The sequence below is a fragment of the Pseudomonas sp. MM213 genome (genome assembly GCF_020423045.1).
Taxonomy (GTDB): domain Bacteria; phylum Pseudomonadota; class Gammaproteobacteria; order Pseudomonadales; family Pseudomonadaceae; genus Aquipseudomonas; species Aquipseudomonas migulae.
This window is the reverse complement of record NZ_CP081943.1, coordinates 3,445,830-3,457,420: the sequence shown is the minus strand read 5'-3', so window position 1 is coordinate 3,457,420 and position 11,591 is coordinate 3,445,830. Positions and strand designations below refer to the sequence as shown.

General features: G+C 60.9%; 11 protein-coding genes and 1 pseudogene. 5 read left to right on the top strand and 7 right to left on the bottom strand.

Annotation, left to right across the window (positions count from 1 at the left end; genetic code table 11):
- The first annotated feature begins 225 nt into the window (after window positions 1-225).
- The 4 genes and pseudogenes from K5R88_RS15635 to K5R88_RS15625 all read left to right on the top strand — a co-directional run bounded on the left by K5R88_RS15635 (window position 226) and on the right by K5R88_RS15625 (window position 3,499).
- Complete coding sequence (locus K5R88_RS15635; protein ID WP_008026610.1) at window positions 226-483, top strand: hypothetical protein; 258 nt, start codon at window positions 226-228, stop codon at window positions 481-483.
- A 140-nt stretch (window positions 484-623) separates the two neighbouring features.
- Window positions 624-1,766: a transporter substrate-binding domain-containing protein gene (locus K5R88_RS15630; RefSeq protein WP_226298020.1), complete on the top strand. Its 1,143-nt coding sequence runs from the start codon at window positions 624-626 to the stop codon at window positions 1,764-1,766.
- A gap of 149 nt (window positions 1,767-1,915) precedes the next feature.
- A pseudogene (locus K5R88_RS30980) lies at window positions 1,916-2,197 on the top strand (PAS domain-containing protein); the annotation flags it as partial.
- A gap of 255 nt (window positions 2,198-2,452) precedes the next feature.
- The gene (locus K5R88_RS15625; RefSeq protein WP_442963914.1) at window positions 2,453-3,499 is read left to right on the top strand and encodes a methyl-accepting chemotaxis protein; all 1,047 of its coding nucleotides are present in this window, start codon (window positions 2,453-2,455) and stop codon (window positions 3,497-3,499) included.
- On the opposite strand, the gene K5R88_RS15620 is transcribed toward K5R88_RS15625, so the two are convergent.
- The 5 genes from K5R88_RS15620 to norR all read right to left on the bottom strand — a co-directional run bounded on the left by K5R88_RS15620 (window position 3,496) and on the right by norR (window position 7,959).
- On the bottom strand, window positions 3,496-4,245 hold the full coding sequence (locus K5R88_RS15620) for a YkgJ family cysteine cluster protein (protein WP_226298018.1): 750 nt from the start codon (window positions 4,243-4,245) through the stop codon (window positions 3,496-3,498). The two genes, K5R88_RS15625 and K5R88_RS15620, sit on opposite strands and share 4 nt — an antisense overlap.
- Window positions 4,246-4,328: 83 nt before the next feature.
- Window positions 4,329-4,655, bottom strand: a complete 327-nt coding sequence (locus K5R88_RS15615) for a hypothetical protein (RefSeq protein ID WP_008037309.1) — start codon at window positions 4,653-4,655, stop codon at window positions 4,329-4,331.
- A 144-nt stretch (window positions 4,656-4,799) separates the two neighbouring features.
- The gene (locus K5R88_RS15610; RefSeq protein WP_226298017.1) at window positions 4,800-5,258 is read right to left on the bottom strand and encodes a GNAT family N-acetyltransferase; all 459 of its coding nucleotides are present in this window, start codon (window positions 5,256-5,258) and stop codon (window positions 4,800-4,802) included.
- A 25-nt stretch (window positions 5,259-5,283) separates the two neighbouring features.
- Window positions 5,284-6,186 (bottom strand): chemotaxis protein CheV, encoded by a 903-nt coding sequence (locus K5R88_RS15605; RefSeq protein WP_008026621.1) that lies wholly within the window; start codon window positions 6,184-6,186, stop codon window positions 5,284-5,286.
- Between the two features lie 222 nt (window positions 6,187-6,408).
- The gene (gene norR, locus K5R88_RS15600) at window positions 6,409-7,959 is read right to left on the bottom strand and encodes a nitric oxide reductase transcriptional regulator NorR (RefSeq protein WP_226298016.1); all 1,551 of its coding nucleotides are present in this window, start codon (window positions 7,957-7,959) and stop codon (window positions 6,409-6,411) included.
- Between the two features lie 156 nt (window positions 7,960-8,115).
- On the opposite strand from norR, the gene hmpA reads away from it, so the two are divergent.
- A complete protein-coding gene (gene hmpA, locus K5R88_RS15595) occupies window positions 8,116-9,297 on the top strand; it encodes an NO-inducible flavohemoprotein (RefSeq protein WP_008026624.1) in 1,182 nt (393 codons plus the stop codon).
- Window positions 9,298-9,730: 433 nt separating this feature from the next.
- On the opposite strand, the gene K5R88_RS15590 is transcribed toward hmpA, so the two are convergent.
- Together K5R88_RS15590 and K5R88_RS15585 are read right to left on the bottom strand one after the other, a co-directional pair.
- Window positions 9,731-10,357 carry a helix-turn-helix transcriptional regulator gene (locus tag K5R88_RS15590; RefSeq protein WP_008026625.1) on the bottom strand — a complete coding sequence of 209 codons (627 nt, stop codon included), beginning with the start codon at window positions 10,355-10,357 and terminating at the stop codon, window positions 9,731-9,733.
- Window positions 10,358-10,447: 90 nt separating this feature from the next.
- Complete coding sequence (locus K5R88_RS15585; RefSeq protein WP_192228978.1) at window positions 10,448-11,575, bottom strand: NAD(P)/FAD-dependent oxidoreductase; 1,128 nt, start codon at window positions 11,573-11,575, stop codon at window positions 10,448-10,450.
- Window positions 11,576-11,591 lie beyond the last annotated feature (16 nt).

The following is an 11,591-nucleotide window of genomic DNA, read 5'->3' as shown; positions in this document are numbered from 1 at the left end:
GATGTGTGGTGACTGAACTGCCGCCATCGCCGGCAAGCCGGCTCCTACAAAGTACACCGCGAACCCTTGTAGGAGCCGGCTTGCCGGCGATGGCGGCAGGCGGGGCACGACAAAACCCGACGGACTCACTCGCCACGTGAAGCCTGTCGCCCCCGACACAGGTATACTGCCGCCTTTCGCGGCTCGCTGACCGGGCCCGACTCTTTTGCATCACCCGGAGCTTTCATGACTTCCCCGACACAACCGCCGGTTGCCGACGCTTTGAGCGACGACCAGGCAGACCTGCCAGACAGCGTCGACTCCAGCGCAGACAGCGAAACCAAAGCCGCGATCCCGGCATTCAAGTTCCCGTTCAAACCGGGTGAACTGGCCGCCGCGAAAACCGCCAGCCAGCCTTGGTACAAGAACGGCGCCAAGAACGGCCACACCAAGACCCCCGGCGCAGCGCCTCCTGGCACCCGTCGTTCGATGGGCAAACGCTGACTGCTCAGTGTTTTTTGTCCGGTAACCATTCTTGCTGAAACCGAGACAGTTCCTACGAGGATGAGCGACTCATCCTCTGGGAAAGTCAGTGGCCACTCGTGAAGTATTCATGTCCCTGAATGCTTGATGAAGGTTACCGAATGCCTCTGGTAAAAATCCTGTCTGTGTTGTCGCTGGCGGTCCTGGCCACCGGCTGTGTTTCGACGGCAGTCGAGCCGCAGATCCGTTTTGGCGTAGAAGCGCTGGTTCCACCCTTCGAGAGCCGTAACGACAAGGGTGAGCTGGTCGGTTTGAACATCGAACTGGGCAATGCGCTGTGTGCCGAGCTCAAGGCTCGCTGTGTCTGGGTCGATCAGGATTACGCCACTAACATCCTTGCGCTGGAAGCCAGGACGTTCGATGTCATCATGCCGATGACCGCTACCTCCGCGCGTCGCGAGCGGATCGACTTCACCGAAAACCTGTATCCCCTGAATAGCCGCCTGGTGGCTCGCACAGGCTCTAATCTGCAACCGGATGCGCAATCGCTCAAGGGCAAGCGCATCGGCGTCCTGGCCGGCACCAGCCGTGAGGCATTCGCCAAAGCGCGTTGGGCGCCCGAGGGCGTCACGGTGCGCAGTTTCAGTTTCAACAACCAGTTGATCGACAGCCTGCTGGCGGGTGAGATCGATGCCACACTGCAAGACTCGATCGAAATCAACGAGGCCTTATTGAGCCAACCCCGAGGGCCGTCTTTCGCTTTTGCGGGAGACGCGCTCAACGATCCGATGCTGGGCACCGGCGTGGCCATGGCCGTGCGCAAGACCGACACAGCGTTGCGCGATAATCTGAATGCGGCCCTGGAGCGAATCAAGCAATACGGGCCATACCAGCAGATCATTCAGCGCTACTTGCCGGCAGCAGCGCCCGATTCGCCACGCTACTTTCCCGCCGAGGAAGGCCTGCCATTCTCTGAAGCGGTGCAAATCGACCAGACCCTCTACTTGTCCGGCGTGCTCGGGGCGGGGGCCGATGGCAAGCTGGTCAAGGGCGGAATCGTCCCGCAGATGACCCAGACCATGGAGAACCTGCGCAGCGCACTGCAACGTAGCGGATCGTCCCTGGCGCATGTCGCCAAATGCACGGTCATCCTTGCCGACATCAAGGATTTTGCAGCCATGAACGGGGTGTACCGCAGCTATTTCCCGCAGAACCGGATGCCCGCCCGAACCACCTTCGCCGCTCGTAAACTGGTGTTGGACGCGCGGGTGGAAGTCGAGTGCGTTGCACGCGCCACCACCTGATATCACTCCGATATGGCCATCATCCCGGCTTGATCAGTCGTGGGTGATGGCTAAGTGCTCATATCCTGAGCCAGATCAACGTTTGTGGAATCAGTGCGCTTAGAGTCAGCAGCCCTGCCGACTCTTTCCATCCAACGAGCGCGCTTTCCATGAAGATCAACCTCCCGGTGACCGGCCGTAATGTCGACGTTGCGGCTGATGCGAATATCCTCTCGACCACTGATCTGACCAGCGCGATCACCTACGCCAACGACGATTTCATCAACATCTGCGGTTACAGCCGTGAGGAGTTGCTGGGCTCGACGCACAACTTGCTGCGCCACCCGGACATGCCGGCGGCGGCTTTCGCGCATATGTGGCAGACCCTTAAAAGCGGCCGCTCATGGATGGGGCTGGTGAAAAATCGCTGCAAGAATGGCGATCACTATTGGGTGAGTGCGTATGCCACGCCGGTGACGCAGAACGGTAAAGCCGTGGAGTATCAGTCGGTCCGGACCAAGCCCTCGGCGCGGCAGATCGAAGCCGCGGAAAAAGCCTACACACAGCTTCGCAGTGGTCGTACATCACTGTGGCAGCGGTTGCCCGTGCTCGGTCCGGGTCTCAAGGTGACGGCGCTATTCAGCGCGACATTGGCCTGCGTGGTGGGCATCGAAGCGTGGCTGAACCCTTCGTCAGCCGTTTTCGGCGTGCTGGCGTTTGTCGTGGGCAGTGGTTTGGCGGCGGTCGGAACCGGATTAATGTTGCGTCCGCTGAAAGTGTTGACCGAACGCGCCCGGCAGATTGCCGACAACCCGTTGAGCCAGGCTGTTTACACCGGTCGCCGCGATCAGTTCGGCCAGATCGAGTTTGCCTTCCAGATGCTCGAAGCGCAGATCGGCGCGGTGGTGGGGCGGATCGGCGATGCGTCGCAGCGCCTGGCCGGGCACGCGGCGGAACTGGTCGAACACCTGCAAGGCAGTCATAACAGCACGCTGGCCCAGCAGGCGGAAACCGATCAGGTGGCGGCGGCGATTCACCAGATGTCTGCCAGCGTGGCCGAGGTTGCCGGTCATGCGCAGCAGGCGTCCCAAGCGGCTGACCTGGCCGGCAACGAAACCCGTGAAGGTCATCAATTGGTGAGTGAAAGTCGCCATGCGGTGCTGCGTCTGGCCGAGGAGCTGGCGCGCGCCACTGAGGTGATTCATCAACTGGAGGGGCACAGCAGCGAGATTACCGGTGTGCTGGATGTGATCCGCAGCATCGCCGAGCAAACCAATCTGCTGGCCCTTAACGCGGCCATCGAAGCGGCGCGTGCCGGGGATGCCGGGCGCGGTTTCGCGGTGGTGGCCGACGAAGTCCGTGGCCTGGCCCAGCGTACCCAGCAATCGACCAACGAAATTCAGCGCATGATCAGCACCCTGCAAAACGGCACGCGGGACGCGGTGGTGGTGATGCAACAAAGCAGTGAACAGGTGGACAACAGCGTCGAACAGGCTCGACGCGCCGCCGATTCGCTGGACGCGATCAGTCGGCGGGTCAATCAGATCACGCAAATGAGCCTGCAAATCGCTTCGGCGGTGGAAGAGCAGAGCAGCGTCAGCGAAGACATCAACCGCAACATCATCAGCATTCGCTCAGCCTGCGAGGTCACGGTCAGTGAAGGGCAGCAAAGCCAGGCGAATTCCACCGATGTGGCAGGGCTGGCTGGGGACTTGCGGTTGTTGGCGCAAGAGTTTTGGCGAGCCCGCCGTTAAGCCGCGCGCAACGAAATGAAGGCATAGTTGAGCGGCGTCTCGGTGGCCACGTGCGCACCCGCCGCCAACACTTGCCCGGCGATGTCGTCACCCGATACGTGGAACTGCCAGTCACTGTCCGATCCTGTCAGCGGCTGTTGCGCCACCTGATCGATGACTGTGGCGAACGCGCTCATGTCCGGCAGATACGCAGTGAATCCATCGCCCTTCAGGGCCGTGGTCCGAATCCCCAGCGATGCGCAAATCGCATCTTTGGTGCGGATATCGTCGCGATCCGCCTGGCGGGAACGCTGGATGAGTCCTGCGAGCTCGTGATCGACCAATTCACCGCCAATGATCAGATCCGGGCCTTTTTCCCACGATTCCGGCGGGCATTCCTTGATCGCCGGGTTGAGGGGGATGTGCGGATTGATTTCCATCGGATAGATGCGGCACACCAGCGGCCGGCGTTCGTAGATGCGGCAGAGGTTCTCTTCGTCAAGATTCCGGCAGGGACCGACGTTGTACGCCGCAAACGTGATGGCCACGTAGGCCTCGCAGTCGCCGCTTTGAACCACCACCGAACGGCGCTCGGCATGTTCGCGTTGCTGCACCGGCAGGCCAAGGCCGTTACCGAGGAAGCCTTCCACCAGCACGATCACCTGACCGCCGTCGGCCGCCCACATCCGGGCTTCGGCCAGGGTCAGGGGGACGTGATGGTCATTGCAGCATTTGCCGCAACCTACGCAGGAAAACGTTGTATTCATCGAAGGATCAGTCGCTTGTCAGGGCCCGAAATGGCGACAGAATGCCACCGCAGAAGTCAGCGACGAAGCAAGTTATGCGCCATTTACCGGGATTTGGCGGGTAGGCGGATGGAGTCCCATTCGGTCACGTAGGCGGTTTTGCTTTTTTTGTTGTAGAGGCACAGCTCGGTGCCTTGCTGGCCTTTCATGTGTTTTTGCGGGTAGCGGCCTTGCAGGAGCACGGCGGTGTAGTCGACACGGTCATCGAACTGTGCGGCTTTGCCGACGGGGGAAGCGTCCGTCAGGCCGCTGGCCTTGATGCAACTGGCGAGCATGGCTTTGTCGAAAGCGGCCCAGGCGTCTGGGCTGGAGGCGTGGGTTTGGGTGGCGAGGGCGGTGAGGCAGAGGAAGGTGAGGGTGGTGGCTTTCATGGGTCAGGCATCCTTGGGCATGGGTGGGCCGAGTATGCCTGATGGGATGAGGTTGAATGTGTCGGCCCTTTCGCGGGCAAGCCTCGCTCCTACAGGTACGGTGATCACAATGTAGGAGCGAGGCTTGCCCGCGAAGGCGATGTATCAGGCCGGAACCGGCTCCCGGCGGACCACAATCATCCCGGCACTTTCATACAACCGCTGCGCCCGAAGGTTGTCTTCCAATACCTTCAAATCCACAAAACCTTCGCGACGCTGCTGAAACACGTTGAATGCATTCAACAACAACGCCCGGCCCAAACCCCGACCCTGGGCTCGCGGGTGCACGACCAGATTCTTGATGTAGGCGCTGGTCCAGCACTGGCATACACCCACGATACCGTCGGTATCCTGCGCAATGAAGCACAGGGAGGGATCGTATTCAGGGTCCGTCTCAAACCGCTGTTGCCAGATATCCAATGCGGGCACGCGCCCGCCACCGTCCAGATAACCCAGCTCCATCAAACGATGAACGTCTTCTGCCAGTTCTGGACGATATTCGTGCAGGACAATGCCCTGAGGCCAGGTGATTGCGGGCACAACCTCCGCCAGGTTGCGCCGCATCAGAAAACAAAAAACCTCGGCCAACTCAGTGACCTTGTTCGGCGACCGCCTTGGCCGCTTCGATCAGACACTTGGTCAGGTCCGGCGAAGAGAACTTGGTCAGCACCGCGTTGGCGCCGGCCAGACGCGCTTTCTCGCTGTTCATCGCGCTGTCCAGCGAAGTGTGCAGCAGCACATACAGGTGCGCAAAATCCGGGGTTTCGCGCAGGGTGCGGGTGAAGGCATAGCCGTCCATCTCTGACATTTCGATGTCTGAAACAATCAGGTTGATCTGCTGGGCGGTGCCTTGCAGGTCCAGCAGGCAATCGATGGCTTCCTTGGCACTGCGCGCGGTATGGCATTGCAGGCCGAGGTTGCGCAGGGTGTGCACCGATTGCTGCAGGGCCACCTGGCTGTCATCGACCACCAGAATGCGCGCGTTGCCGAGCACTTCCGCGTCTTCCATGCTCAGTTCGGTCGGGGCCGTTTCGATCTGCGCCGGGGCGATGCCGTGGATGACCTTTTCGATGTCCAGCACCTGCACCAGCGTACCGTCGACCGAGGTCACGCCAGTGATGTACGAGCGCACACCGCCGGAGCCGAAGGGCGGAGGACGGATGTCGGTGGTCAGGCAGTGGACGATCTTGCTCACCGCCTGAACGTGCAGGCCCTGTTTGGAGCGGCTGACGTCGGTGACGATCAGGCAGCCGCCGTTCGGGTCTTCCAGCGGCCGCTCGCCGATCGCACGGCTCAGGTCGATCACCGACAACGACGCGCCGCGCAGGGTGGCGATGCCTTTGACGTGAGGGTGGGACTCCGGCAGCTTGGTCAGCGGCGGGCAGGGGATGATTTCACTGACCTTGAGCAGGTTGATCGCCATCAACTTGCCGCTGCGCAAGGTAAACAGCAGAAGCGAAAGTGAATCTGCGCGGGCTTTGGTGGAGGACATAAAAACCTTCTGTGGAAAAAGGTGATGGGCGAATGGAAGTCGCCAAAAGCTATCGATGCCGGGTTATCGACTTGATGGGGGCAGGCTTTAGGCTAAATGCCGATGTACAGCGAAATGCTGTCCCGACTTGTAGGAGCCGGCTTGCTGGCGATGGCATCGCTGCGGTCCGTCAGGCAAACCGCGGTGATGCCATCGCCAGCAAGCCGGCTCCTACAAAAGCGTTCATTTCATGCCCAGTCTTTTGGCCATCCGTCCGAGATTCGCCCGATCCAAGCCCAGCTCACGCGCCGCGCTCGCCCAGTTATTGTGGTGCCGATCCAGGCAAGCGCTGATCAATTGCCGCTGATAACTTTCAGTCGCCTCGCGCAAATCCCCTGACACCAACGTCACTGGAGTCGCGGTCGGCGACTCGGGCGTTACCTCAACGCTGCCGCTGGGCAAATCCAGATCCGCCGCACTCAAGCTGAGAATCTTCGGCCGTTCCCTGCAGTTACCCAGCGCTTTCAACGCGCTGCGCCCAATCAAATGCTCCAGCTCCCGCACATTGCCCGGCCAGTCATACGCCAGCAACGACGCCTGGGCATCGCTGGTCAGTCGCAGGCTGTTGAGGCCCATGCGCGAACGGTTCTGCTCCAGGAAGAAACCGCTGAGCAGCAGCACATCCCGCCCGCGATCCCGCAGGGCCGGCACCAATAGCGGGTAAACGCTCAAACGGTGGTAGAAGTCGGCACGATAACGGCCACTGCGCACTTCCTCAGCCAAGTCACGGTTAGTCGCGGCGATGAGCCGCACATCGACTTGATGTTCTTTGTCCGAACCCAGCCGCTGCAATTGACCGCTTTGCAGTACGCGCAGCAATTTGGCCTGCACCGTCAGCGACAGTTCGCCGACTTCATCGAGAAACAGCGTGCCGCCATTGGCCAGTTCGAATTTGCCGCGACGGTCGTTGGTTGCCCCGGTGAAGGCGCCGCGCACATGGCCGAACAATTCGCTTTCCACCAGCGTGTCCGGCAGCGCGGCGCAGTTGAGGCTGATGATCGGCTTGTCGGCCCGGGGCGAGGCGGCGTGAATCGCCTGTGCCACCAGTTCCTTGCCGACCCCGGTTTCGCCGGTGATCAACACGGTCAGGTCACTGCCGCCGACCAGGCTGATCTCTTCGACCAAGCGTTTGTGGGCCTTGCTCTGACCGATCATTTCGCGGTTCTGCTGGCCGCTGGCCTGTCGGTACACCTCGGCGCGTTGATGCTCGTCTTCGACACGATTGGCCAGCCGTTCGATGCGCTCGGCGGCATTGACCGTGGCGGCGGCAAGGCTGGCGAAGGCTTGCAGGGCATCCAGTTCAATCGGTTCCAAGCGTTCCGGGTCGAGGGCGTCGAGGGTCAGCAAACCCCACGGACGTTCGTCGATAAACAGCGGGCAACCCATGCAGTCATGGACTTCAAGGTGATCGTCGAGGCCATCGACCAGTCCGTCATAAGGATCGGGCATGTCGCTGTCGGCGGCGAAACGGGTCGGGCCGGGGCTACTGAGCAGGGCTTCGAAGCGCGGGTGTTCGCTGACCTTGAAGCGTCGGCCGAGGGTGTCGGTGCTCAAGCCGTCGACGGCCAGCGGCACCAGCCACTCGCCATCGAGGCGCAGCAGCGCGGCGGCGTCGCAGGGAAGCAAGGCGCGCATGGCTTCGAGCAGGCGCCGATAGCGCTCGCCCTCGGGGAGTTCGCGGGACAGGTCCGAGACCAGGGGAAGCAGTGTGGTGAGCAGGGATTTTGCAGTCATAGTGACTCCGTGTAGTCGGTATGACTATAAGTCAGGGGGTGTCGTTATGACTAGAATGTTTTTAACTTATTGATTTATAAAGATTAAATAACTGGCACGGAAACTGATATGCATAGGGAAAGCAGTTAGAAAACCAAGTCGTCCAGGAGTCACCTTATGCTTAGCGTTCAAGACCGTGCAATCGTCAAATCCACTGTACCGTTGCTGGAAAGCGGCGGCGAAGCATTGATCACGCATTTTTACCGCATGATGCTCTCCGAATACCCGGAAGTCCGCCCGCTGTTCAACCAGGCGCACCAGGCCACCGGTGATCAACCTCGCGCCCTGGCCAACGGCGTGTTGATGTATGCGCGCCACATCGATCAGCTCGACCAATTGGGCGACCTGGTGGCCAAAATCATCAACAAGCACGTGGCGCTGCAAATCCTCCCGGAACACTACCCGATTGTCGGCACCTGCCTGTTGCGTGCGATTTCCGAAGTGTTGGGTGAAGAGATTGCCACGCCGGAAGTGATGAGTGCCTGGGGCGCGGCGTACGGTCAACTGGCCGAGATCCTGATCGGCGCTGAAACCAGTATCTACGACCAGAAAGAACAGGCCCCGGGCGGCTGGCGCGGTGCGCGGGAGTTCATCGTTGCGGCCAAGGTTGAGGAAAGCGCGGAAATCATTTCGTTCTACTTCGAGCCGGCAGACAAAGGTCCGATCCTCGCGGCTGAACCCGGCCAGTACATCGGCATGAAACTGATCCTCGATGGTGAAGAGATTCGTCGTAACTATTCGCTGTCGGCCCTGGCGAACAAAGGCCAGTACCGCATCAGCGTCAAGCGTGAACACGGTGGCCGCGCCTCGAACCATTTGCATGATCAACTGCACGTAGGCGCCAGCATTCAGCTGTTCCCGCCATCGGGCGAATTCACCCTGACCGACAGCGATAAACCGTTGGTGCTGATCAGCGGCGGCGTTGGTATTACCCCGACCCTGGCGATGCTGGAAGCGGCGCTGGAAACCAAGCGGCCGGTGCATTTTATCCACTGCGCACGTAATGGCAGCGTTCACGCCTTCCGTGACTGGATTGATGGATTGGCTGAGCGTCACCCGCAACTCAAGCGTTTCTACTGCTACGACGAAGATGACGGCGTGAGCCCGGCGGCGCACAAGGTCGGGTTGTTGAGTCAGGAACAACTGGGTGAGTGGTTGCCACAGCAGCGCGATCTGGATGCGTACTTCCTGGGGCCTAAAGGCTTCATGGCGGCGGTGAAGCGTCACCTGAAAGCCTTGGGTGTACCGGAGAAGCAAAGCCGCTACGAGTTCTTCGGCCCGGCTTCGGCGTTGGAATAAACACAAACCCGTAGGAGCAAGGCTTGCCTGCGAAGGCGTCTTCAAGATCGCCTTCGCCGGCAAGCCGTGCTCCTACAGATTGGGGGACGCATCAGAGTTGTGTGACTGGCGCAGAACCTTGTAGGAGCCGGCTTGCCGGCGATGGCGTCTTCAAGATCGCTATCGCCAGCAAGCTGGCTCCTACAGGTTTTTGGGGGGGCTCAACATCGTGTGGTTTGCACGGAACCTTGTAGGAGCTGGCTTGCCGGCGATGGCGTCTTCAAGATCGCTATCGCCAGCAAGCTGGCTCCTACAGGTTTTTTGGGGGGGCAACATCGTGTGGTTTGCACGGAACCTTGTAGGAGCTGGCTTGCTGGCGATGGCGTCTTTGAAATCGCCTTCGCCGGCAAGCCGTGCTCCTACAGGGCGTGTGTCGCTGGCAATCCGGGGTGTTTCAGCCTTTCAATTCTTTCAAATGCTTGTACACCGTCGCCCGTCCCATGTTCAGCACGTTGGCCACATAGTTCGAGGCGCTTTTGCCTTTGAAGGCGCCTTCGGCGTGCAGGGCCAGCACCAGTTCGCGTTTGTGGTCGCGGGTCAGCAGGTTCAGGCTCAGTTGACGTTCGCGCAGCCAGCCGTGAAGGAAGGTATTGATGCGCTCCTGCCAGTCATCGCGGAACAGTGAGTCCGGTTGCGGGATCAGCTTGCTCGGCGACAGGAACAAGTCCAGCGCGGCCTTGGCGTTTTCGAACAGCGAAATATTCAGGTTGATGCACAGCACCGCCAGCGGATGACCGTCGCTGTCGCGCAGCACGCTGCTCAGGCTGCGAATTTTCTGACCATCCCAATTCAGCTTTTCGTACGGCCCGATGTTTCGTTCGCTGATGTCATCGCTGAGCATGTCTTCCAGCGCCGAGTCGTCACCCACTTCCCGTTTCGACAGGTTGTTGGCGATGTAGTCGACTTTCTGTGTGCGCAGATCGTGCAGCACCACCTCGGCGTGGGGGAAGAACAACGTGGCGATGGCATCGGCGATCGCGCGGAAGTTGTCCAGGGCCGGGTCTTTTACAGGTGCGTTCATACAATGGAGCTCCAGGCAGCGTCAGCGCCCTGCAAAAAGGGCGCTGGAAGTTTGCCGTAATCGTGTCGACACGTCACCTGAGGACGCCGGTCAGCCCAGGCGAGCAGGGGATAGCATCCCGGCGTCCAGGCCAAAACGCTTGAGTTGCTCGGGCAGTGCTTCGCCGCGTACCAGCGCGGCGCTGGCCTGGCCCATGGCGGGCGAGGTCTGGATGCCGTAACCGCCTTGCGCCGCAACCCAGAACAGCCCCGGCACCTGTAGATCGAACCCGGACAGCAAATCGCCGTCGGCGACGAAGCTGCGCAGGCCGGCCCAGGTGCGGGTCGGGCGGCGGATGGTCAGGGTGGTGGCTTCTTCGATCTGGTAGATGCCCATGGCGATGTCCAGTTCTTCGGGCTGCACGTCGTGTGGTTCAACCGGATCGGCGTTGGCCGGCGAGCCAAGGAACATGCCCGCGTCCGGTTTCATGTAGAACGACTCGTCGAGGCTGACCAGCATCGGCCAATGGTGGATGTCCGCGCCTTCCGGCCCGGCGAAGATGAATGCTGCACGGCGCTTCGGTTGCAGGCCCAGCGGCTTCGCGCCGGCCAGTTCGCCGATCTTGTCGGCCCAGGCGCCGGCAGCGTTGATGATGACCGGGGCGCTGAAGGTCTGGCTGTTGGTTTGAACCTGCCACACACCTTCGCCGTCGCGGGTCAGGCTCAGGACTTCAGTGTCGGTATGCACTTCACTTTTATTGCGTCGGATGCCACGCAGGTAACCCTGGTGCAAGGCGTCGGTGTCGATGTCGCTGGCGGTCGGATCGTAGATCGCGCCGTGGACTTTTTCCCGGCGCAGGATCGGCAGGCGCGCGCAGGCCTCGTCGGCGCTGAGCAGTTGCATCTCCGGCACCGTGGCTTTGGCGCTCAGGTATTGGTTGTTCAGTTCGGCCGGGTCGCCGGTGAAGTCCACGGTCATTTCGCCGCGCGGGGTCAGCAACGGGTGTTCGCAGAAACCGGCAGGCGGGGCGTCGAAGAAATCGCGGCTGGCCTGGGTCAGTGCTCGGACCTGCGGTGTGCCGTAAGCGGCGGTGAACAGCGCCGCCGAGCGTCCGGTGGAGTGGTAGGCCGGATGGGATTCGCGTTCGAGCACGATCACTCGGGCGTGCTGCGACAGCCAGAAACCGGTGGAAGCGCCGGCGATCCCGCCGCCGATGATGATGAAGTCTGCCTGGCTCATGAATGTCTCCTGTAGG

Coding starts and splice junctions, on each gene's coding strand:
- K5R88_RS15635 (WP_008026610.1), top strand. CDS start 226: ATGACTTCCCCGACACAACCGCCGGTTGCCGACGCTTTGAGCGACGAC.
- K5R88_RS15630 (WP_226298020.1), top strand. CDS start 624: ATGCCTCTGGTAAAAATCCTGTCTGTGTTGTCGCTGGCGGTCCTGGCC.
- K5R88_RS15620 (WP_226298018.1), bottom strand. CDS start 4,245: ATGAATACAACGTTTTCCTGCGTAGGTTGCGGCAAATGCTGCAATGAC.
- K5R88_RS15615 (WP_008037309.1), bottom strand. CDS start 4,655: ATGAAAGCCACCACCCTCACCTTCCTCTGCCTCACCGCCCTCGCCACC.
- K5R88_RS15610 (WP_226298017.1), bottom strand. CDS start 5,258: ATGCGGCGCAACCTGGCGGAGGTTGTGCCCGCAATCACCTGGCCTCAG.
- K5R88_RS15605 (WP_008026621.1), bottom strand. CDS start 6,186: ATGTCCTCCACCAAAGCCCGCGCAGATTCACTTTCGCTTCTGCTGTTT.
- norR (WP_226298016.1), bottom strand. CDS start 7,959: ATGACTGCAAAATCCCTGCTCACCACACTGCTTCCCCTGGTCTCGGAC.
- hmpA (WP_008026624.1), top strand. CDS start 8,116: ATGCTTAGCGTTCAAGACCGTGCAATCGTCAAATCCACTGTACCGTTG.
- K5R88_RS15590 (WP_008026625.1), bottom strand. CDS start 10,357: ATGAACGCACCTGTAAAAGACCCGGCCCTGGACAACTTCCGCGCGATC.
- K5R88_RS15585 (WP_192228978.1), bottom strand. CDS start 11,575: ATGAGCCAGGCAGACTTCATCATCATCGGCGGCGGGATCGCCGGCGCT.